The sequence below is a fragment of the Salinivibrio sp. ES.052 genome, from assembly GCF_900141775.1.
Classification (GTDB): domain Bacteria; phylum Pseudomonadota; class Gammaproteobacteria; order Enterobacterales; family Vibrionaceae; genus Salinivibrio.
In genome coordinates this window covers 23,459-45,531 of sequence record NZ_FSRI01000003.1, presented here as the reverse complement: position 1 = coordinate 45,531, position 22,073 = coordinate 23,459, and the positions used below count along the sequence as shown (strand labels likewise).

The following is a 22,073-nucleotide window of genomic DNA, read 5'->3' as shown; positions in this document are numbered from 1 at the left end:
TTGTCATCGAAAGGGGAATGCTTGAAACCATGATGCGCTGGCTAACAGACTATGGCTGACCATCGGCGGAAACATAAGCAAAAAGGACATAAGACGGTGTCGCGACGTATAGTTTTTACTAAAGGTGCCGATATCTTTAATCATTCGTTATTCACGTAAGGTTAGGCAATTATGATGTCCTATCCGGCCATACCGCATTTTGTGAAAGCGATGGGCCACCGTGTGGTGAGTTACATCTTAAATGTCACAGAGGCTGAAGGCCGATTGATCTTAATGCAAAAACTGGGATTAAGCCGCATTCAGCGCGATACCCTTAATCAGTACATTGAATTATGTCGCCAACTTCGTGTGTCTGCAGTCGAACAGGGAGAAAGTGAGCAGTCATTCTTTTATCGACTTCCCCATGTGATGCAAAACGGTCGTCATGTGTTTAATGTTTGGCGTGCGCAGCAAGGCGGGGAGTTGGCCACTCGGATCAGTAGCGCCGATGCGTTGACCAGTGCTTTTTGCCAATTGGCGGGCGAGCTTTATCCTCTGTTTTTAATCAAAGCGGGACAACGCCCACATCTTTTTTATCGTGGAGCGGGTTACTTGACCGCGGCGATTGAGCAATTTCCAGTGAGTAAATTAGTGCAAAAACGGATGGCTGCGGATCCAGCATTGTCGAGATTGTTTACCACCACAGGGAAAGAGCCGCAGCAGACTTGTGGTGACTACAAAGATGCAACGGGACATCGAGGCGTAGTGAGTTTAGCGAGTTTACCTGTTTCTATCCTCGTTAATAGTTACGATCTAATGCGTATTCGCGGTGTGGTGAGTGCCGATCGCTTTGTTAGCACAGTACAAGAAATGCTAGAAATGGCACGTAGTCTTGCCGATGGTGAGGTCGCGCATATTCCCATGTTTGTGGGGTTTCGTAATGCGGCACTGACTAATTTGGCAGAATTGGATACCAAATGGGGGAGTGTACGTCGCTATACCCCCAGTATTGCTGAGTATGTCTTACAAGCCGCTGGATTGATGGCGAAGCGGCGTGATAACGGTTTTATGCTGGAATCCGGATACGCTTTCGCGATTAATTTTGGTGAATTTCTTGAAGATGATGATTGGCCCGAGGAAGTGCTGGATGCCAACACGGAGCAGCAAACCATAGAGCTGAATATTATTCTATGTATGGCGCTTTGCTACCTAGGCCAACATAAGGCGTTTGTTGCACCGGAATGGGTATGGCGAATTGATCCCTTTTCGTTGGACAACCGAAGACAGGATTTTGGCTCAGTGGCAGAAACAGATGATCCGATCGCGATCAGCGAGGCGGATCTTATAGACATTGAGCGCTGGAGCATGTTGGTGGATGATACCGACTCGAGTGGGATCAGACTGGCGATGTCGCGCCTATATACCGCAGCAAAAAAGCCGGCGACCCAAGACGGATTAGTGGATGCCATTATTTCTCTGCGTAATATTTTTGCCGCGAGTGAGGACATAGTGCCCATCAAAGCCGCGGTGACAACACTGGTGAAACATGAGGTGGATCCGGCAATAATCGATCAGCTTGCGGACGATTGGCGTGCGCTATTAACGGGGGCATTCGATGATGATCCCGAGACCGTCAGTGAAAAAGTGTATGACTGTGTCCAGCTTTGTTTGACTTGCCTACACCACTTTTATTTACAAGCCCCCGAACTAATGAGCCGTCCTGACCGGCTTGCCTATTTATGTCAATACGATAGCTAGCGCTCATCAGCAAAAAGAATCGCCGTCATTTTACTGGTTTGCCCTCATCTTGGTCTAACTTGGTTTATGCTTACAGTGTTCACGCTGCCATACTCTCAATTAAGAAGTAGAAAAGGAGAGGCTTTTGACCAAACAAATACTGATCACTGATGATTCCGCACTCGCGCGCAAACAGTTATCACGGACCCTACCGAAGGATCTTGATGCGGATGTACACTTTGCTGAAAATGGCAAGGTAGCACTAGAGGTGCTGAATAGTCAGGCGATCGATATCATGTTTCTTGATTTGACCATGCCTGAGTTGGATGGATATCAAACCCTAGAGGCAATGCAAGAGGCGGAAATGACCGTTCCCGTCATCGTGGTTTCTGGTGATATTCAGCCGTTAGCGCAACAGCAAGTCTTAGAGCGTGGGGCGAAAGACTTTGTTAAAAAACCCATCAGTCGTGAACGGGTTGATGCACTCATTAAAGCTTACTTACCGACGGCCTCATTATCAGACTCTGAGCGTTCTCATACCTCGACAGAAAAGCTGAATCGTCGTGATATTTACATGGAAGTCGTGAATATAGCGATGGGTCAAGCGGCTGATAAATTAGCACGTCACTGTGGTGTGTTTGTGCATATGCCTTTACCACAAGTTAATGTGTTTGAAGTCACTGAACTGACAATGACAATCCGACATCTGGCACAGTCAAATACGATGAACGGCGTGTGCCAAGGGTTCAGTGGTGAAGGCATTACAGGTGAAGCACTGATGCTAATCAGTGATTCCAGTATTACCGAAATGGTTCAATTACTTGATTACCCTGACGATGGTTCAGTGGATAACGAACTCGAACTGCTGGTGGATATCAGTAATATCTTGATCAGTGCTTTCTTAAGAGGCCTGGGTGACCAAGGTGCATTAGAGTTCTCGCAAAGTTATCCGGCCTTATTAGGTCAGCATGCTGACGTTGATCAATTAATTGCGGCGATGAAAGGGTCATGGAAGCGAACGGTGACCATAGAGGTCAGTTATCAAATTGATGGCACAGATATTAAGTGTGACCTTTTGCTTTTGCTTTTGGATGAGTCATTGCCGCTGCTCGATGCGAAGTTGGCGTATCTGATGGATGAGGAGTAATGCGATGAGCACACAAGATTTTGACCAATTCCATTGGATGCTAGATATCGTGCAACACATCGACATGGGGTTGATTGTATTGGATCGCGATTTTCAAGTGCAAATGTGGAATGGGTTTATGGTTCACCATAGCGGTAAGCATGCGAAGGATGTGCAAAACCGCTCATTATTTGATGTTTTTCCGGAAATCAACGAGCCGTGGTTTCGTGCGAAGTCGCAACCTGTATTTGAACTTCGTTGCCGCAGCTTTATTGTTTGGCAGCAGCGCCCTTATTTATTTCGCTGTCGCCATGTACGTCCGATCACCGGTCAGCTTCCCTTTATGTATCAAAATGTCACCATGCACCCGATGGCCAATACGCGAGGTGAAGTGAATCATATGTTTATTTCAATTCAAGATGTTACTAACGAGGCACTTGCCAGTCAAACACCACGAGGAGCGACTGCGTCCTCGTCATCATGATGAGAGGCCACTAGTTTGTTGATCTGTTAGACGCAGTGGTATTGCGTGTGGGGTCACAGAGTGCGTAGGTGCCTCCTTTTAGTGATTTTTTAGCGTAATACATAGCCGCATCGGAGCAATTTAATAATGCTTCAACAGATTCGCCGTGATCTGGATAGCAGGCGATACCAATACTCGCTGAGAGTGTGGCCTGTTGATTGTCGTTGACGGTAAAGGGTGCATTAAGGCTATCAATGATCTTTTTGGCAACGCGTCCAGCATCATCTGGGTGGCTAGTATATTCCAGGAGCACGGCAAATTCATCACCGCCAAGACGGGCGAGCGTATCAGAAGTACGGATGCTGTGACTCATGCGTTTGGTGGTTTCGATGAGTACGCTGTCGCCTGCATCATGTCCGTACGTGTCGTTGATGGTTTTGAAACCATCTAAATCAATAAATAATAAAGTAAAGTGTGCACCATGCTGGCGAGCATGATTGAGAGCGGCATCTGCTCGTTGCTTAAATGCCATCCGATTGAGTGCCCCCGTGAGGGTGTCTGTGTGCGCCATATGCTCAAATTGCAGATATAAACGCTTCGTTTCATTGATGTTCTGGTGTGTTCCTACCATTCGAACAGGGCTGTTTTCTCGATCCCACTCCATGACTTTTCCTTTCGCAAGGATCCAAACCCAAAATCCTTCTTTGTGTAACATCCTGAATTCGCATTCATAATCGGGCGTTTTTCCGTCAAAAGCGGACTGGATTCGGTGTTGGGCACGAATGAAATCATCGCTATGGCAACGCTGTTTCCACGTCTCGAACGTGACGGGTTGTACTTCCGTTTTACTGTAGCCCAGAATGCCCGCCCAATGATCATTAATCACAACCTGACCACTCGGAATATGCCACTCCCAAGTTCCTACGTTAGTGCCTCGAATGATTTCATCCAACCGTTTACGTTCCAATTGCAGCTCGTACTCCGTTCGGTGTTTTTTCCGTAATACCAACCACATGGCTGTCAATACGACCCCGAGGAAAACGATAATCAATGAGGTAATAACGAGTTGGTGATCTTTTTGTTGATCAAGTTGTTTGGTTTGTTGCTCCACCATTTGCTCTAAGCGATTTTGATAGTGCCAAAGCGATTCTTGTGTAGCACGAAAATCACTGATGTCTGTGATGATAGAAAAAAGATGGTTTTCACCACGATAGGAAATAGGGACGGAGGAGACCTTGACTGTTCTTGCGGAACCATCCGCTAACTTATGACGAAAAACAAAATAATTGCGGTTTTCTAAGTTGGCGAGCTTGCGTTCTTCGGCGACAGCCTCTCGTGGTAAATTGTTAAGCTCAGCGATATTCATTTGTGTCAGTGTTTGACGTGAATAACCGTAAAATTGACTCGCCGCGGAGTTGGCGGCAATAATTTGACCTGTTTCTGGAGTGATCAACAGCATCACCAGTGCATGTTTCTCAAACATCTGATCAAATGAATCGGCATAAGACTGTGGCGTTGCAATGACAACGGGCACTAGCATTACGCTTAACAATAAGATGATTAATCGCCTTATCATCACGGGTTTATTGTCCACGGCCCAAAATTAAAGCGTAACATACGTGTTAACAATTTGTGTGATAAGAGACGGAGGTCGTGTCTGTTAAGCGCGTTTTCCTCTATTACTTTAACGTATTGTGATGCTATTCACTGTGTTAATGAGATGTTTTGTTCTCTTTACGATTTGCTGGGGCGCTGGCATCCTGTTGCCATTCGATGGGGGATGTCGGGTAAGCGTGTGATACCGGTTTCCAGTGCTTTGATTCGCGTGTCGGGAGAAGGGTGAGTCGAGAGCAATTCTGGCGGCGCGCCATCAGACGCTTTGGCCATATTGCGCCATAGGTCGACACTGGCACTCGGATTGAAACCGGCTTGATGCATCAGTTGTAGACCAATCTTATCCGATTCGGATTCTTGCGCACGGTTGTAGGGCAGTAAAATACCGACTTGAACGCCAAGTCCTAGACCTGCCATTGCCATGGCGGCATGAGGGCTATCCGATAGAGACATACCGGTAATCGTGAGCCCGAGGGCGGCAAGTTGAGAGCGAGAGAGACGCTCATTACTGTGCTCTGATAATACATGCCCAATTTCATGCCCAATGACCGCCGCTAATTGATCGGGCGTTTCTGCCACATCGAGCAAGCCTGTATAGACACCGACTTTGCCACCCGGTAAGGCAAATGCGTTGACTTGCTCACTATCGAACACGACGACTTCCCATTCGGAGAAGTCGGATTGTGGTGGTACCACTTTTAAAATCGCCTCCGTGACGCACTGCACATATGCAGTCACGGCTTTGTCTTCACTAATCGGTTGTGTCTGCTTCATTTCTTCAAACGAGCGCTGACCTAAGTTCGCCATTTGGTCACCAGAAAAGAGCAAAAGCTGGCTGCGGCCAGTGGGAGAGTTTGAGCAGGCGGTGAGAATGAGGGTGAAGCACAGAGACAAAATGACTGTTTTAGCCGTGCGTCGCATGATCATTTCCTGTATCGTTTTGTCAAACGTGAACGTTGCAATAAAGACAGAGAGTAGGGGTAATGTACTGCGTTATCGCGTACGCGTCTACGATGAGACGGTCTTAGCTGCTACGTCGATGTAGGCATCTTTGGTGATGCACGGCTTTGGCTATAGTTGCACCGAACCACCTATGGGCGAGGAAGTTGTGAGCATTTGGAAAAAAGCGATGTCGTTAGAGGGGCTAAACGCCTCATCGGCTAACACACTGGTTGAGCACTTGGGGATCACCTACACGGCGTTTGATGACAACAGTTTAACGGGCACCATGCCAGTGGCGCCACATACTCATCAGCCTCTCGGTATGTTGCACGGTGGAGCGTCTGTCGTGTTGGCTGAAACCTTGGGGTCATTGGCTGCTAATATGTGTGTGCCGGAAGAAAAATATTGTGTCGGGTTGGATATTAATGCCAACCATTTACGGGCGATGCGGTCAGGTGTTGTCACTGGAGTGGCCAATCCTATTCATTTAGGTGCAACGACCCAAGTGTGGAGTATTGTTCTGAGTGATGAGCGAGGGCGTGATGTTTGTGTGAGCCGCTTAACGATGGCAGTACTGACCGATAAACGGGTTACCTCTTCTTCTCAAGGCGTGTCTCATCATGGTCGTTGATATTGAACAAGGAAAGCTGATTGTGACTGCGCATGAAGTAGTGATAAAGCTGCCTGCTCTGAAAGCGACACTGCATGTACAGTCGGATGCTTTGCAGATCATCGCCAGTGCCAATATGTTGGTCGCGGATGCGGGTGATGTACGCTGGTCATTTCCTTTGCGTCAGGAAAACATTGAGGCCATTACCGATATCACAGGGATTCAACCACAATAACGCGTGCTAACGTGACGTGGTAGCGAGAGGCTTTGCTCTCGACAATATTCGCTTGGCTATAAAAGACAAATACCGTGCAAACATGTGTGTAGGCTTGCACGGTTTGATAATGATGCTTCCGTTACCCGTGTGAGGCAGTGATTTCGTAGCTGGTGAATTTGCGAATATTGATCACGCCCGTATCGAAAATTAAATACTGGCCTTTTATCCCTTTCAATATACCGCTCACTTCTGGGTTTTTATCAAAGTTATGCGAGCTGATTTTACTTGGGTGTTCGGTGACAGGGTACTTGATGGTCAGTGCATCTAAGTCTGCTGGTAAGATAGCATCCGCACCAAACTGCAACCGTATCTCGGCTAATTGCGTCTCCACTGCCTGTGTGAGTCGGGCCGCCTGTTGATGAAGATCTAACATTTCGTTATCACCTTTTAAAATTGCACGCCAATTCGTTTTGTCGGCAACATGCTCTGCCATTGCAACTTCAACCAGCCCGGAGACATGACGGCTTTTAACCCGAAAAACGGGCAGTGCTTGCGTGGCACCTTGGTCATGCCAGCGAGTTGGCATTTGGTTTGCTCGCGTAATCCCGACTTTTAAGCCGGAGGTGTTGGCGAGATAGACAATATGGTCGGTCATGCAGAACTGCTCGCCCCACTCAGGTTCGCGGCACGTCCCTTGTGCATAATGACAGGTTTCGGGCTTCATAATGCACATATCACAGCGGGCTAGCTTCTTCATACAGGGGTAACAGTGCCCTTGTGAATAGCTTTTTTTGGTTTTTCGACCGCAGGCATCACAGAAGATATTTCCTGTGTGTGTGAGGGTTAACGTATGGCCTAGTAGAGGATTGAGGTGTAGCTCTTGCTCTCCTACGCGGAGAAAATACTGGATCTGTGCGCCGGCTTCTGTGCGCATCTTATTGAGGGTTCCAATCACGACATTGCTCTTATCGTTGTAAAGAGCAGGAGTGTAGCAAACGCGAGCCTAGGGAGTAAGGTAGGTAGACGTAGGAAAACGCCTACCTAGACGATATGATGGTGAGGGTTATCCGAGCCTATCTTCGACGGTCTTTTGATTTTCGGTCGCGGATTCACGGTAAAGGGTGACTGATACCACCAGTAAATCTTTCTGGGTATCTTCGCTGACTTGGTCAATCACAAAATAGTCAGCATTTTCTTTTTCCACCCCACGTTCGGCAAGACGAAGCACATCCTCTTGGATATTACCTTGGATCTCCACATTAGCCGTTTTTTGAAAGTCGCCAAAATCCAGTGTTGATTTAGCAATCAATTCTGGTGCGGCAAAGGCTTGGGATGATAGGAACGATACGCAAAGTAGCGCGGCAGAAAGGACTTTTTTCATAACATATCGATACGTGGATGAATTTGCTGACAACTTATCAATCGTCTGGTTTGTCGTTGTCAGCGTGGTGTTAAAACAGCATTGGTCGACACCAAGTTAACGGGTGGCGTCTTCGATATCATCACTAAATACGTCGCTTTTACCCGTCACCGTCTGGCTACTCGAAGACGCAGAGGCATCATCAAGGTAATTTGCCAATAGATCGTCATCGGTGGGGATGACCTGGTGTTGTAAAATATCCATTTTCTTCTCCTTTGTGACCTTTAAGCCATCACATTGCTGGAGGCTAACGGCATTATGTGTCAATTCCATGACAACGATGGCTCGACTTTCGCAATCTTTTCTTCATCGGTCAATGGCTTTCGAACTTGGCCACCACTGGGCAGTGATCGCTGAGTCGATATGTCATGACGTTATGATAAGCAAAATGATGCTGAAAGCTATATTGCCATCGTGATGTCAGTGGCTGAGACACTAAAATATGATCAACTAAGCGGCTGTACATGACCTGGTTCCATGCTTGGGTTCGCCAGTTGTAGCGACGCGCTTTACAGCGTGCTCGCACGTTCTTTGTCACATTGATAATGTGCGGTGAGCGAGGGGCAATTTCAAGTCGGTGAGTGTTAAATCTTTGCCAAAATGGGTCATTTTTCTCACCAATATAGCGATTGAAATCGCCTGCAATGATCACGTTTTTATCGCCACGATCAGCGACCCATTGCGCCAATGCTTTAAATTGCCTGCCAAGTTTGTCACAGCTGCGTGTCCCTTGGGACTGGTGAAAACAGCCAGACTTTAGATGCACCGACATCATATGAATCGGCTCTTGGTTGGGGGGAGTAATGACCAGGTAGGCCCCATATCGCAAAGCAGGTACCCCAAAAAAGCCGGGTAGGGCAATCTCGCGTAGATCATTCGGATCTTCGACTTGCCACTCTTTTCGTACGGCAATACCGGTTAATTGTTGGCTTTGCTGTGAAGGTTTTAACTCGGTGTAGCGATCGGAAAAGTAGTAGTTGTATTTCTCTTTAGGTACGACACGTGCTAGCGCGTCAGGGCTGTCGACTTCCTGAAATGCTAAGACGTCAGGCGAAAGTCGAGAGAATATTGCTGCAAGTTGCTGGTAATCGTCTGCATGGCGGATACCTGCTCGTTGGTCGCCTTTCAAGGTCAGCCATTCAAAATTCCATGTTGCTACTGTGAACGCATAGCTTGGTGTCGCGTATACCCCAATCAGCACTAACAGCCCTACAAGTCGAAGCACGATTGCTCTTACCTTAATATTTGACCCACCACTGTGATCTTACTTGAAATATCGTTAGCTCTGGTGAATTGTCGATCAAACTGCGGACAAAGTTTGATTTTAACTAACAATTGTCACAACAAAGATCAGCGAGATTGTGGAACAGATAGGCATTTGATCGGCCTGCTTGGCTTATTCGAACGTTCGATGATCTGAGTCAACACAATTGCCCCCCTACTTGCTATCTAATGCCACATCTTGTGTTTGTGGTGTTTTTATAATCCTATATATGGTGTGGAGGGCATATGCCAGCGGTAATTAAGCGCGACGGAACACGCGTCCCCTTTGATGCAGATCGTATCGTCCAAGCGGTGACGTGTGCGCGAGAATCAGCCCAATCGCAGCGGGACGCTGAACCGTGTCAATTAACCGATGAAGCGATTTGTCGCTTAGCGGATCGTATTGCGACTCAATTTGCCGGCGATGCCGAAGTGGATATTGACCATATCCAATATGCCGTTGAGGACGTGCTGATGGCCGGCCCGCATAAAGCCGTCGCGCGCGCTTACATTGAATACCGCCATGATAGGGACATTGCGCGCGAGCGTAGAGGTCGACTTAACCATGAAGTGCAAGGGCTGGTGGGGCAAACCAACACCGAATTGCTGCACGAAAACGCCAACAAGGACAGTAAGGTGATTCCTACTCAGCGTGATTTACTCGCGGGGATTGTCGCCAAGCATTATGCTAAGCAACATATGTTGCCTAGTGCGGTCGTCAGAGCGCATGAATCGGGCGAAATCCATTACCACGATTTAGACTACGCGCCTTTCTTTCCCATGTTTAATTGCATGCTGATTGATTTGGCCGGTATGTTGCAAAAAGGCTTTAAAATGGGCAATGCAGAAATTGCCCCACCGAAGTCTATCTCGACCGCAACGGCCGTGACGGCACAAATTATCGCCCAAGTAGCCAGCCACATATACGGGGGCACGACGATCAACCGCATTGATGAAGTGCTCGCCCCTTATGTTGAAGCCAGTTATCAAAAGCACTTATTGGTTGCCCGCGAGTGGTCGATTAGTGAACCTGAAGCTTATGCGCATGCGAGAACGGACAAAGAGTGTTTTGACGCGTTTCAATCCTTGGAGTACGAGGTGAACACCTTACATACTGCCAATGGACAGACTCCCTTTGTCACCTTCGGATTAGGCTTGGGTGAATCTTGGTCTTCGCGGGCGGTACAGCGCGCTATTTTGGCTAACCGTATTGCTGGCTTGGGCGAAAATCGCAAAACAGCAGTCTTCCCGAAACTGGTGTTTTGTATTCGTGAAGGCTTAAACCGACAGACTGGCGAACCGAACTATGATATCAAGCAACTGGCGCTTGAGTGCGCCTCAAAACGGATGTACCCCGATATTCTTAACTATGACCAAGTGGTATCGGTGACCGGCTCGTTTAAGACCCCAATGGGATGCCGAAGCTTTTTAAGTGCCTATGAAGAAAACGGTGAGTTGATCCACGAAGGGCGCAATAATTTAGGTGTGGTCAGCATTAATCTGCCCCGTTTAGCGATTGAGGCAGAAGGGGATGAAGACGCCTTTTATGCGCGCCTGGATGCGACATTAAGTATTGCACGCCAGGCCCTCGACACCCGCATTGCGCGTTTTAAAGGGGTCAAAGCCCGCGTGGCGCCCATTTTATATATGGAAGGGGCATGTGGGATCCGACTTAATCCTGATGATGAAGTCAGTGAGATCTTCAAACATGGTCGAGCATCGATTTCATTGGGTTATATCGGTCTGCACGAGACCATCAATGCGCTGTACGATAACGCACCGCATATTTACGACAGCGTGGTAAAACAAAAGAAAGCCAAAGCCATTGTGGCTTACTTACATGATGCAACCGAGCGTTGGAAAGAAGAGACAGGCTATGGATTTAGTCTATATAGCACGCCAAGTGAGAACCTATGTAGCCGTTTTTGTCAGCTCGATACCCAAGCGTTTGGTGTGCTTGAAGGGGTGACGGATAAAGGGTACTACACCAATAGTTTTCACCTCGACGTGGAAAAACAAGTCACGCCTTACGACAAAATCGATTTTGAGATGGACTATCCGCGCTTGGCTAATGGTGGGTTTATTTGCTATGGGGAATACCCCAATATTCAGCATAATTTAGAAGCGCTGGAGAACGTCTGGGACTATAGCTATGATCGTGTGCCGTATTATGGCACCAATACGCCAATCGATGAATGTTATGAATGTGGTTTTACCGGTGAGTTTGATTGCACCAGTAAAGGCTTTACCTGCCCAGCCTGTGGTAATCACGACCCTGCAAGAGTATCGGTTACTCGTCGAGTCTGTGGCTATCTGGGTAGTCCAGATACGCGGCCATTTAATCCGGGTAAGCAGCAGGAAGTGATCCGCCGCGTTAAGCATATGTAGGGAGCATAACGTGCATTATCACCAATATATCCCGGTCGACATTGTTAATGGGCCGGGCACGCGTTGTACCTTGTTTGTCTCTGGTTGTGAGCATCAATGCCGAGGTTGTTACAATAAAGCCACGTGGCCGCTAAAAAGCGGCCATCCATTCACTGACCTGATTCAAGAGCAAATTGTCCAAGATTTACTCGATACACGGATCCCGCGCCGAGGGTTATCGTTAAGCGGTGGTGATCCACTTCATCCCGCTAATCTCGACAGTGTAAAAGAATTGTTACAAGAAGTGGTAGCTAGAGCACCGAGCAAAGACATTTGGCTGTGGACAGGCTATACATTGGCAGAACTGTCACCAAAACAGCGAGATGTTGTCGATTTGGTTGATGTATTGATTGACGGCAAGTTTATTCAAGATGAAGCCGATCCTAATTTGGTGTGGCGGGGAAGTGCCAACCAATACGTACACTTTCTGTCCGAGCGGGCCCGGAAAGGGCAAGAGAATCATGGTTAAGAGGTTGCCAATTTTCCCGCATGGGGTAGGGTATAGCGTATCTTGAGCATCCAAGCTTAAAAGGACGTAATACTATGTTAGATCTGCTCTCGCCTGCTCAGCAGGATCCGATTCTCTCCTTGTCACTGGCGTATCGTGACGATCCGCGTGAGCACAAAATGGACTTGGGTATTGGCGTATACCGTGACAGTCAGGGTCAAACGCCGATCATGCACGCCGTTAAAGCGGCGCAGCAGTCATTAGCGCAAAGTCAGCAAACCAAAGCGTATGTCGGACTGGCGGGTAATGAAAACTTCAACCAAGCTATGGTTGATCTCTTGCTCAAAGGGACCGACGCATATAAGCGTTGTGCCGCCGTGCAAACCCCAGGCGCAAGTGGGGCGTTGCGTATGTTGGCCGATTTGATGAACTTGGCTAAGCCGGTGACCACTGTCTGGTTGACGGATCCCAGCTATGTGAATCATAAGCCGGTGATGGAAGCGGCGGGTCTGACGGTAAAATTTTATCCCTATTTTAATCGTGACACCAAAATGGTGGATACCGATGTCATGCTTAACGCTTTGTCGCAAGCTGGTGCGGACGATGTGGTATTGCTGCACGGTTGTTGCCATAACCCTACCGGTGCCGATATCAGCCTAAAAGAATGGGAAGCGATCACTGAGCTTGCGAATCGCAACGGATTTACCCCGTTTGTGGATATTGCCTATCAAGGCTTTGGTGATGGGGTAGAAGAAGATGCTCGGGGTTTGCGTATTCTGGCCGATAACGTTGAGGAAATGCTGATTGCCACCTCTTGCTCCAAGAGCTTTGGATTGTATCGTGAGCGTACTGGAGCGGCGATTGTTGTCGGCAAATCGGCGAAAGAAGCCCAAAATGCGAAAGGACGCATTATGCAACTGGCGCGTAGTACTTACACCATGCCGCCTGATCACGGTGCCGCCATTGTTGAGACAATTCTGACTGACAACACCTTAACCAAGCAGTGGCGCGATGAAATTGAGGCGATGAATACCCGTATCAACGCATTGCGTGAAGGGCTGACGTCAGCACTGCGCGACCGTACCGGTGATGGTTATTTTGACTTTATTCAGCACCATCGTGGCATGTTTTCCGTGCTTGGCTTGACTGGTGATCAGATCAATCAGCTGCGAGATAAGCACGGCGTCTATGCGGTAGGGGATAGTCGCATTAATATTGCCGGTTTGGCTGAACGCCACATTGATAGACTGGCTGATGCGCTGGTGGACGTGACGTCATAGCAGCTAATATTCAATCACATCGAGGCATTAGCATACGCCCGTCATACTTCGGTACGACGGGCTTTTTTATAACAGCGCACACATAATGTGACGATCCCCCATGCTTTTCTTGGCACACAAAAGTATGGTGATGTGAGCAACTGAGCTGTTCGTAAATAGGGAATATTTTCATGAAAACGACTCGATCACCGTTTGCCACGATACAAGGTCGATACAGTATCGGATTGATCGTCTTTTTACTGATCGCGACGATCCTGACTGTTTTTAGCATACAGACATGGATTGCACCAACGCTAAAAAAAGAGGGAGAAGAAAGACTTAAACTGAACCTGAATGAAGTGGGGCGCGATATTACCTTTGCACTTCGTGAGGTAAAAGCGCAGCAGCGTGCCATTACGCAACTTATCCCAACCTTAACCAGTGGCCAAATCGATACCCAACTACCGCACCTTATTGATCAATACGGCAACCCTTTGGTATTTGGGGGAGGCATATGGCCGCTACCTAATAAACGTCTCTCAGGCGTTGATCGTGCCTCCACCTTTTATCATCGTGATAATAGCGGGCAACTGATTGAGAATACCTACTGGAACAGTGACGAGGCCCCGAATTATTACACCCAACCTTGGCACCGTGCCGGTCAAAATGCACCCAAAGGAGAATGCGTTTGGGCCAATGCTTATAAAGATGGTGCCAGTGCTCAGCCTCGTACCAACTGTGCCATGGGGATTTATCAGAAAGGCAATTTATATGGTGTGGCGACCATTGATGTCACGCTTGGTTTTTTCAATCAACTGGTCTCGGAAAAGCAAAAAGCATTAGATGCCAACATTGCCATTGTGGAATCCGATGGAAAGATCCTGAGTCAAAGCCGTGGTGGTTTCACGCGTGACGATGTACTTAAATCGGTCTCACGTTTTAACACGCCTTTCGCCAAGGCCATTGATACGGCTCTGAATCAACAAACGCAACGTTTGACCTTTCAAGGTCAAGACCAGGAGCAAACCTTATTGCTGTCGCCAGTATCTGGTACGCCATGGACGCTCGTCGTTGCCAAACCAACCTCATCACTCACGGCGCTGAGCGATAAAATTCTCACCACCCTTGCTTGGATCCAGTTACCTCTGATCGGCTTATTGCTCGTGGTCATGCTCATTGCGTTTAAGCGACTTCATGGCCGCTTTGCGACATTTAAGCAAAATGTGGATAGCTTATCTTCAGGCGATGCGGATCTCACACTACGATTGCCGACAAAAGGCGATGATGAGCTGGATAGCATTTCTCATTCAGTGAATGAATTTATTGCTTATTTGCAAGACTTAGTACAGAAAGTGATGAGCGCAAATCAAACCTGTTCGAACTATGTTGAGCAAATCAGTCATGATGCTAGCCAAACCTTATCGACGTTAGACGCCCATGTGAGAGAAACAGAAGGCGTTGCCACCGCGATTAATCAGCTGAGTGCCTCTGCCTCTGATGTCGCGGAAAACGTTAATCAAAGCCATGATGTCACGCGTCAGATGCAATCAGAAGCCCAGCAAGCGCGTGAAGAGACTCAGGCATCGACACGCAGTGTCTTAGCCCTCGTCGATAACGTGGAAACCAGCGAGCAAAAAGTTGCGCAAATGCGAGACCATACTAAAGCGATTGAATCCATACTTGGCGTGATTGGTGATATTGCGGAACAGACTAACTTACTTGCCTTGAATGCGGCGATTGAAGCGGCTCGGGCGGGCGATCAGGGACGAGGCTTTGCGGTTGTTGCGGATGAGGTAAGAAACTTAGCCTCGCGGACGCAACAGAGCACGGGTGAAGTCGATAAGATGTTGGCACAGGTAAGCGACGCCGTGACACAGGCAAGTCAATCCATGCAAGAGACCAGAGAGCAGTGCGTGTCATCCTCAGATCGTAGCCAACAGGTTGAGCAGCGGATTGAAACCATGACCCAATCGGTGACGCAGGTTGACGAGCTAAGTACGCAAATCGCCACGGCGGCTACCGAGCAAAGCCAGGTCACTGAAGACATCAGCCAAACCATGACGTCTATCCGTGATATCGTTGCCAAGCTGCATCAACATGGGCAAACTACAGAGCAGCGTGCACACGATTTACAAGCGGCAAATACGGCGTTGCAACAATTAGTGGGGCAATTTAAAGTCTAGCTACATCCTTGCCAAAGGGGCCGAATGCCCCTTTGGCATGTGACTGGTTGTCATGTAACCGGCCGTGTTAACGCTTATTTTTGAGATAACGCTTACGGCGTGCTGCTTTTTTTTCGGCTTTTTCTTGTTCCCGACGGGTGTTGTCTTCTTCTACTTGCACCAGCTCGGTCTCTATCATATCCGGTTTCTCTAAGGTGAGACCACCCAGCGCACCAGCGCGTAAGTCGTGTAATAGCACTTCCGAGGCTTTATGGAGATCGACACGACCGCCAGCGCGCAAACAACCGCGTTTGGCACCAATCGCTTCCATTAACTCAATGTCTGTTTCGGGTAATGCATCGAGTTGATAGCGTTCTTGCAGTCGCTCGGGATAGGCGCTCGCTAAGTATTCCACGGTATAAAAGGCGACTTCGTCATAATCCATTGCCGTGTCTTTAACGGCGCCCGTTGCCGCGAGGCGAAAACCGCTGTGTGGGTTCTCAACCTTTGGCCATAAAATCCCAGGTGTATCGGATAGTACCACGCCGTTTTGCAGGTTGATCCGCTGTTGTTGGCGCGTCACCGCGGGTTGGTTGCCGGTTTTGGCTATCACTCGGCCAGCAAGGCTATTAATAATGGTGGACTTGCCGACGTTGGGGATCCCCATGATCATCGAGCGAATGTTTTTTCCCATGGTTTCACGGTGTGGGGCGAGTGAGCGGCAGCGATCCATGATTTGATTGACTTCATGCGGGTGTGAGGTAGTGATTGCCATCGCCGACACGCCTTGCTCTTTTTCTAGGTGAGCCATCCACATCTCGGTCATCGTCGGATCGGCTAGATCGCGTTTATTCAGTACCTTGATCACCGGCTTATCGCCACGCAGAGAGCGAATTAGCGGGTTTTCACTGCTAAAGGGAATGCGCGCATCGAGCACCTCGATGATCACGTCGATCTTGGGGATGACCTCTTCGATCTCCTTGCGAGCTTTATGCATATGCCCGGGAAACCACTGGATTTTGTTGTTAACCATGTTTGTACAACCTTGCTGATGCCAGTGCGCCAACACGATATCAGTCAGTGGCGCAAGAATGGCGCGCATCATACCACTTAATCAGAGGGATGAGAAAAGCGAGGGCAGGTGTGAATAACTACGTATCTTTCTTTCTCGGGCTTAATTGCTTATCACACCATTTTTCAATAAAGGGGGCGTATAAGGTGAACAGGCCAATCATCATGGCGATGGCGCAGATTACATAGATAGCTGTCATTGCAACCCTCCTTATGGATTAACTTTAGTATACACCTTGTTTCGCCTTTCCTCGGCCTCAGGTGCCGAGGAAAGGCGCGTGTTTGGATCAGGTCGATGAAGATGGTTTGGTATCTGTATCAAACTGCTTGATCAGGACCGAGGTGTCGCAACGGCCATAGCCGCGCGCTTGTAACTTGTTATACTGTTGATCCACCTGCTCGGTTAAGGGAAGTCCCACGCCTAACTTGGCGGCTTCTTCTAAACAAAAGCCCAGATCTTTACGCATCCAATCAATCGCAAAGCCAAAATCAAAACTGTCTTCTGCCATGGTCAAAGCACGATTTTCCATTTGCCAAGAGCCTGCGGCCCCGTGCTTAATGGCATTGATCATCTTTTCGATATCGAGATCAGCGGATTGCGCGAAGGTGAGTGCCTCGGATAAGCCTTGTAAGACGCCGGCAATACATATTTGGTTAGCCATCTTGCAGCGCTGGCCACTGCCATGCGGGCCAATATGCTGGATTGCGCTGGCATAGACGTTCATGACCGGTTCAACGTCACTGAACACATTAGGGGTGCCACCGACCATAATGGTGAGTGCGCCTTTTTCCGCACCGGCTTGGCCGCCTGAGACGGGGGCATCGAGAAAGCTCAGGCCTTGACGCTCGCATACTTGTGCCAACTCAAGGGCTAGCTCGGCAGAGGTGGTGGTGTGATCGACTAGCGTACTGCCTTTTTTCATATTGGCTAACACGCCAATATCGCCATACACCACACTGCGTACGTCATCATCGTTTCCCACGCACATAAAGACGATATCAGCATCAGCTACAGCTTCGGCTGGCGTTATTCCATATGTGCCTGAATAGGCGTCGCACCAAGCTTCGGCTTTGCGGGTGGTTCGGTTATAGACGCAAGTTGGGTAGCCGTGGCGCTGAAGGTGCCCAGCCATTGGAAAGCCCATCACGCCTAGGCCAATAAAGGCCACCTTGATATTGTTAACTTGCATGGTCATCTTGCTTCCTTGTCGTTTCGTTGTCGTTAATTTATCAGAAACTTAACCTTTCTTGCATGTGTCAATGTTAAGCTTGTATCATCCTTTTTTGTGTTGTAACACGGATAATTATGACAGCACGACAACCTTTCTCGTTAACGATTGCCCATATTAACGACACGCACTCTCACTTTGAGTCCACGCCTGTCTCGCTAAACTTGGATGATAATGCGACACCGGTTTATGCCAATAGCGGCGGGTTCGCACGCATTGCTTCAGCCGTGGCACATTTTCGTGAGCAGGCTAAGCAAGATGACCATGCATTCCTTTTTCTGCACGCAGGTGATTGCTTTCAAGGGACTCTGTATTACTCCTTGTTCAAAGGTAAGGCGAATGCAGATTTGCTGAATCGACTCGGTATTGATGCGATGGCGATTGGTAATCACGAGCTTGACCAAGGGAATGGCCCCGTGGCTGACTTTCTTGATGATATTCAATTCCCATTGCTTGCGGGGAATTGGCATGTGGCGGATGAGTCAAAAGACAAGGACAAGCGCGTCAGTGAGAAACCCGCTTTACTGCCATACATCGCCCCGGAGGAGCGCGCGAGTACACTCATTAAAACCTATGCCGGACACAAAGTGGGCATCTTCAGTTTAGCGGTTGAGCAAATGGCGGCATTGGCACACCCTGATCATGATACTCCTTTCTTGCCTGCAACACGCATCGCTGAAAACACCGTGGCTTTTTTGCGTCAACAAGGCGTGAACACCATTATTCTATTGAGCCACTTGGGTTATGACAAAGACAAGGAATTAGCGGCTGCGGTTAATGGGATTGATGTGATTGTGGGAGGACATACCCATGTGCTGCAGGGAGACTTTCAAAACCTTGGTTTGGCGAAAGAAGATCCCTACGGCTATAAAGTCAATGATACCTGGATTGTGCAAGCGGGTTGCCATGCGCAAGCCATCGGTCGCTTTACGTTATCTATCGATGAAAACGGTCGGCCAGTTGCCTTTGATGGTCAAAATTACTTGTTGCTCGGGCGCAGTCTCGCGATGGATGCCTCGCGGGAACAGCAATTGACCGAAGGCTCGTATCAAGCAGTAAGAAGCTATCTTAACCGACAAGACAATGTACTGATATTACCCAGTGATCTCGCGTTGAAACAGTATCTACAGCGCACCTACCGTCCCCATGTGGCGCAACTAGAAAGTGACGTTGTCACATATGTGCCGCAACGACTCCGTCATGTACGCGTGCCTGACAGCGAGGGCGGCAGCGAAGTGGCGCCGCTGGTGACAGAAAGCTTTTTATGGGCGGCTCGTGAGCAAGGTATTGAAGCCGATTTTGCTATTCATAATGCGGGTGGCGTGAGAGTCAGTTTAAACGCCGGGCCGCTCTCGGCCGCTTTAATTGCAGGCGCGTTGTTACCGTTTGCTATCGACGTGATCGCCTACCAGGTAACCGGGGCACAGATCCGTCGTGCGATTGAAGGCGCAATCAACAATGCCACAGACAATGGCATGACGGGCCTCGGGTCAGGCAGTTTTCCGTATTGCGCCGATATACGCTATCGCTACGAAGCGTGGCAGCCGATGGGTGCGCGGGTAACACAACTCGAGATAAAGCGCGGTAATCACTGGATAGCCATAGATAATGAGCGACAATACACAGGTGTGTCGTCATCTTATACCGCCCAAGGAAAAGAAGGATACGATGCGATTCAAACCGGCCTCCGCCGCTCGATTGGCTTATCCATGGCGGAGTGCTTTATCCATTATGCTCGCCAGCAACCGGTGTTAGCGCTTCCGGCTGGTCCTTTGGTGTGTTATCTCCCTACGCCTGGCGAGAAAAAAACCTGTTGGGGTGAATAACTTGGCCTATCCCTTGCTTATTGATAGTTAGCTTGGTGTTTACGGCAGGCAATTGCCGTTTAAGTTTTTGACAAGATTGTCGATACATGTAGTGAACCTGAATTGATCGACACACTATCGAAAGGTGAGGGGTTATGGAAAAACGTGATTGGTTTGATATCGGCTTGATCAGTTTTTGGTTGGTGGCTTGGGCATCGATTGTGTACTTTGTGCCGGTCATTTAACCTATCTACTGATCCGCAGATTGCGGGGGAGCTTGCTTCAGCCTGGCTCCCCAGCGCACCAGCAATGGTTGTAAATAAATCGGCAGCTGTATGGCACCGATTAAAGGCAGAAATGCCGGCCCGAGTGCGGCACCGGCAACGGTGTACGTTAGCAGCACATTCCTATTAACCGCCGATACGGCGGCGATCATGCTCGCCTCCCGCCCCTGTTTGCGATACAGCCCATACGCAATGATGAAAAAAAGTATGCAAATTGCGACTGAAATGGCTAAAAGCTCCAACGCGTAGCCTGAATCGTTTTGCCACATTGCCCCGAATGGCCCCACTAGCCCTAATGGAAAACTGAACACCAGCACGATAGTAAACTGTGCCAGTTTACTGTGGATACGTTTGAGCTTTTCCGGTTTGATCAGTGCGTGAAAAAGTGCGGCAAACAGCATGGGCCCAAAAATGAAGATCACCAACCGTACCGCATAGCTTTGCAGATCCAGTGAAAACGCGTCACCGGATAGAAAAGTGAGGTTAATAAACAAAACCACGGGCATCAGCAATGTTGAAGCAATGGTATACGCCATGGCAATCAGCGCATCCATCCCCAAAGACCGAATAATGGCAGGCGTTGCAAACAAAGACCCTGTCGCGCAAATGCCACTGATCGCCAGTAATAGAGGCGCTGAAGCCCCTAACAGCCACGCGAGAGAGCAAGTTAGCAAGGTGAGTAATACTGAGTGAACAAATGCGTACACCCAGACTTGCCAATGGGCTAACGCTTTCACTAATAGACCCTGATGGATACCAAGTAATGTAAACAGCATCAAAGCGAACAATACATAGGGTAAAAACGGAAACAAGGCCAACGACAGTGTTGGGAATGCAAAACCGATCAATGCAGCAATAAAAAGACACAACGCAGAATGTTTGGCAAGAAACGCGAGCATGGTCAACACCTTGGTCACATGTGTAATCACGATGTTATCAGGTTTGCACAAGTATTCGAGTGAAATATAACCTTTTTCAATGATTAATACGTTATGTCGTATAAAAAACCAGACAGAATACGGGAACGACGCATGGTTTTAAACAGACAAACTGAGTTCATTGATGGTCGGTAATGAAGATAAACGATCGGCTTATTTTACTGCAACTTAACATTATGAATACGTAACGACGCACCCAACATAAAGATTAGAAAAACTAATGCATTGGTCTAATTTTCATCAGTTTAAATCTAAGGGAAGCACCTTATAATCTGTCTCGAGTGATTTAGACAACAAAGCGAGGATCTTATGACGACTGCAACGGTTAATATGACCCGTTCTCGTCGATCTTACGCGGTAACAATCAAAGGACTGATCGCTCATGCCATGGATGTGTTGTTCACCAGCAACACGCACGCTCCCGCTTATGATGCCAGTCGTTTACCGGCTCATTTGCAGCGTGATATCGGCATAAACCGATAAGACGACTTTAAACGGATAGAACACGAAACGCCACATCATCGAGATGTGGCGTTTTTTTATTTGTGTTTTAATCGCTCCCGAGTGGTTATCTAAAATGAGTGGCTCACTGAGCCGACGAATGCGATCAATTGAGGAGTAAAAAAAATGGGATGGTTCTCCGCACTGTTTTCCAAGGGAAGCGAAAAACAACCACAAGCGTCAGTCAGCCCCACAGAATATCAAGGCTATTTGATTTACCCTGAGTCGACTGCCGAACATGGCCAGTATCGTGTCAGTGGCCGCATTTGCAAACAGCTTGATGACAAGGTGTTGACTCATATGTTTATTCGCTCGGATTTGCTGGGAAGTCAGGACGATGCCAACAGTTTGATGGTAACAAAGGCAAAAATGATGATTGACCAAAATGGCGATCGGTTATTTGATTGAGGGGATTCAACGAATCGCGCCATAGCAAAAATAATGCATAAATATGAGCAATTAATTCGGATAAAGTGTAGCCCAGATCACATTTATACCCCAATAGCGATCCCCGCCCTGTGGTGATTAAGGAATAAACTCGTTAAGTTAACACTGTTGCGTTGCTAAGCACGAAATAC

Annotated in this window: 20 protein-coding genes and 1 pseudogene; 12 read left to right on the top strand and 9 right to left on the bottom strand. The window is 48.3% G+C overall.

The window, feature by feature from the left end:
* The first annotated feature begins 171 nt into the window (after positions 1 to 171).
* The 3 genes from BUQ98_RS13175 to BUQ98_RS13165 all read left to right on the top strand — a co-directional run bounded on the left by BUQ98_RS13175 (position 172) and on the right by BUQ98_RS13165 (position 3,326).
* Positions 172 to 1,737 (top strand): hypothetical protein, encoded by a 1,566-nt coding sequence (locus BUQ98_RS13175; RefSeq protein WP_074214269.1) that lies wholly within the window; start codon positions 172 to 174, stop codon positions 1,735 to 1,737.
* Between the two features lie 124 nt (positions 1,738 to 1,861).
* Positions 1,862 to 2,863 (top strand): response regulator, encoded by a 1,002-nt coding sequence (locus BUQ98_RS13170; RefSeq protein WP_074214268.1) that lies wholly within the window; start codon positions 1,862 to 1,864, stop codon positions 2,861 to 2,863.
* 4 nt (positions 2,864 to 2,867) lie between these two features.
* Entirely contained in the window at positions 2,868 to 3,326 is a 459-nt protein-coding gene (locus tag BUQ98_RS13165) for a PAS domain-containing protein (RefSeq protein ID WP_074214267.1), read from the top strand.
* A 10-nt stretch (positions 3,327 to 3,336) separates the two neighbouring features.
* Here the strand turns inward: BUQ98_RS13165 and BUQ98_RS13160 are convergent, their stop codons facing one another.
* Positions 3,337 to 4,845, bottom strand: coding sequence for a diguanylate cyclase domain-containing protein (locus tag BUQ98_RS13160; RefSeq protein WP_074214266.1), 1,509 nt, complete (start codon positions 4,843 to 4,845; stop codon positions 3,337 to 3,339).
* Between the two features lie 194 nt (positions 4,846 to 5,039).
* Positions 5,040 to 5,840: a M48 family metallopeptidase gene (locus tag BUQ98_RS13155; RefSeq protein ID WP_074214265.1), complete on the bottom strand. Its 801-nt coding sequence runs from the start codon at positions 5,838 to 5,840 to the stop codon at positions 5,040 to 5,042.
* A gap of 187 nt (positions 5,841 to 6,027) precedes the next feature.
* Here BUQ98_RS13155 and BUQ98_RS13150 point away from each other — a divergent pair, with 187 nt between their 5' ends.
* Entirely contained in the window at positions 6,028 to 6,492 is a 465-nt protein-coding gene (locus BUQ98_RS13150) for a hotdog fold thioesterase (protein ID WP_074214751.1), read from the top strand.
* On the top strand, positions 6,482 to 6,706 hold the full coding sequence (locus BUQ98_RS13145; protein WP_074214264.1) for a DUF3389 family protein: 225 nt from the start codon (positions 6,482 to 6,484) through the stop codon (positions 6,704 to 6,706). The genes BUQ98_RS13150 and BUQ98_RS13145 overlap by 11 nt, the downstream gene beginning before the upstream one ends.
* Positions 6,707 to 6,827: 121 nt before the next feature.
* On the opposite strand, the gene BUQ98_RS13140 is transcribed toward BUQ98_RS13145, so the two are convergent.
* The 4 genes from BUQ98_RS13140 to BUQ98_RS13130 form a co-directional block, all read right to left on the bottom strand.
* The gene (locus tag BUQ98_RS13140; protein WP_074214750.1) at positions 6,828 to 7,622 is read right to left on the bottom strand and encodes a DUF2797 domain-containing protein; all 795 of its coding nucleotides are present in this window, start codon (positions 7,620 to 7,622) and stop codon (positions 6,828 to 6,830) included.
* Between the two features lie 129 nt (positions 7,623 to 7,751).
* Positions 7,752 to 8,069, bottom strand: a complete 318-nt coding sequence (locus BUQ98_RS13135; protein WP_074214263.1) for a hypothetical protein — start codon at positions 8,067 to 8,069, stop codon at positions 7,752 to 7,754.
* A gap of 96 nt (positions 8,070 to 8,165) precedes the next feature.
* Positions 8,166 to 8,312, bottom strand: coding sequence for a hypothetical protein (locus BUQ98_RS17050; protein ID WP_175566324.1), 147 nt, complete (start codon positions 8,310 to 8,312; stop codon positions 8,166 to 8,168).
* Between the two features lie 109 nt (positions 8,313 to 8,421).
* On the bottom strand, positions 8,422 to 9,333 hold the full coding sequence (locus tag BUQ98_RS13130) for an endonuclease/exonuclease/phosphatase family protein (RefSeq protein ID WP_175566323.1): 912 nt from the start codon (positions 9,331 to 9,333) through the stop codon (positions 8,422 to 8,424).
* A 284-nt stretch (positions 9,334 to 9,617) separates the two neighbouring features.
* On the opposite strand from BUQ98_RS13130, the gene nrdD reads away from it, so the two are divergent.
* From nrdD to BUQ98_RS13110, 4 genes are all read left to right on the top strand, one after another.
* Entirely contained in the window at positions 9,618 to 11,759 is a 2,142-nt protein-coding gene (gene nrdD, locus BUQ98_RS13125; protein WP_074214262.1) for an anaerobic ribonucleoside-triphosphate reductase, read from the top strand.
* A gap of 10 nt (positions 11,760 to 11,769) precedes the next feature.
* Positions 11,770 to 12,267 (top strand): anaerobic ribonucleoside-triphosphate reductase-activating protein, encoded by a 498-nt coding sequence (nrdG, locus tag BUQ98_RS13120; protein ID WP_074214261.1) that lies wholly within the window; start codon positions 11,770 to 11,772, stop codon positions 12,265 to 12,267.
* A 74-nt stretch (positions 12,268 to 12,341) separates the two neighbouring features.
* Entirely contained in the window at positions 12,342 to 13,526 is a 1,185-nt protein-coding gene (locus tag BUQ98_RS13115) for an amino acid aminotransferase (protein WP_074214260.1), read from the top strand.
* A 170-nt stretch (positions 13,527 to 13,696) separates the two neighbouring features.
* Entirely contained in the window at positions 13,697 to 15,688 is a 1,992-nt protein-coding gene (locus BUQ98_RS13110; protein WP_074214259.1) for a methyl-accepting chemotaxis protein, read from the top strand.
* Between the two features lie 67 nt (positions 15,689 to 15,755).
* Here BUQ98_RS13110 and ylqF read toward each other — a convergent pair whose 3' ends face one another.
* Positions 15,756 to 16,700 (bottom strand): ribosome biogenesis GTPase YlqF, encoded by a 945-nt coding sequence (ylqF, locus tag BUQ98_RS13105; RefSeq protein WP_074214748.1) that lies wholly within the window; start codon positions 16,698 to 16,700, stop codon positions 15,756 to 15,758.
* 325 nt (positions 16,701 to 17,025) lie between these two features.
* Positions 17,026 to 17,937, bottom strand: a pseudogene (locus BUQ98_RS13100) (NAD(P)-dependent oxidoreductase); the annotation flags it as partial.
* Between the two features lie 107 nt (positions 17,938 to 18,044).
* On the opposite strand from BUQ98_RS13100, the gene BUQ98_RS13095 reads away from it, so the two are divergent.
* Positions 18,045 to 19,793 carry a bifunctional metallophosphatase/5'-nucleotidase gene (locus BUQ98_RS13095; protein WP_074214257.1) on the top strand — a complete coding sequence of 583 codons (1,749 nt, stop codon included), beginning with the start codon at positions 18,045 to 18,047 and terminating at the stop codon, positions 19,791 to 19,793.
* A gap of 229 nt (positions 19,794 to 20,022) precedes the next feature.
* Here the strand turns inward: BUQ98_RS13095 and BUQ98_RS13090 are convergent, their stop codons facing one another.
* Positions 20,023 to 20,955, bottom strand: a complete 933-nt coding sequence (locus BUQ98_RS13090) for a hypothetical protein (RefSeq protein WP_175566322.1) — start codon at positions 20,953 to 20,955, stop codon at positions 20,023 to 20,025.
* Positions 20,956 to 21,303: 348 nt separating this feature from the next.
* Here BUQ98_RS13090 and BUQ98_RS17045 point away from each other — a divergent pair, with 348 nt between their 5' ends.
* Both BUQ98_RS17045 and BUQ98_RS13085 read left to right on the top strand, forming a co-directional pair.
* Positions 21,304 to 21,477 (top strand): hypothetical protein, encoded by a 174-nt coding sequence (locus BUQ98_RS17045; protein WP_175566321.1) that lies wholly within the window; start codon positions 21,304 to 21,306, stop codon positions 21,475 to 21,477.
* A 144-nt stretch (positions 21,478 to 21,621) separates the two neighbouring features.
* Positions 21,622 to 21,903 carry an HlyU family transcriptional regulator gene (locus BUQ98_RS13085; protein ID WP_074214256.1) on the top strand — a complete coding sequence of 94 codons (282 nt, stop codon included), beginning with the start codon at positions 21,622 to 21,624 and terminating at the stop codon, positions 21,901 to 21,903.
* The last annotated feature ends 170 nt before the right edge of the window (positions 21,904 to 22,073 follow it).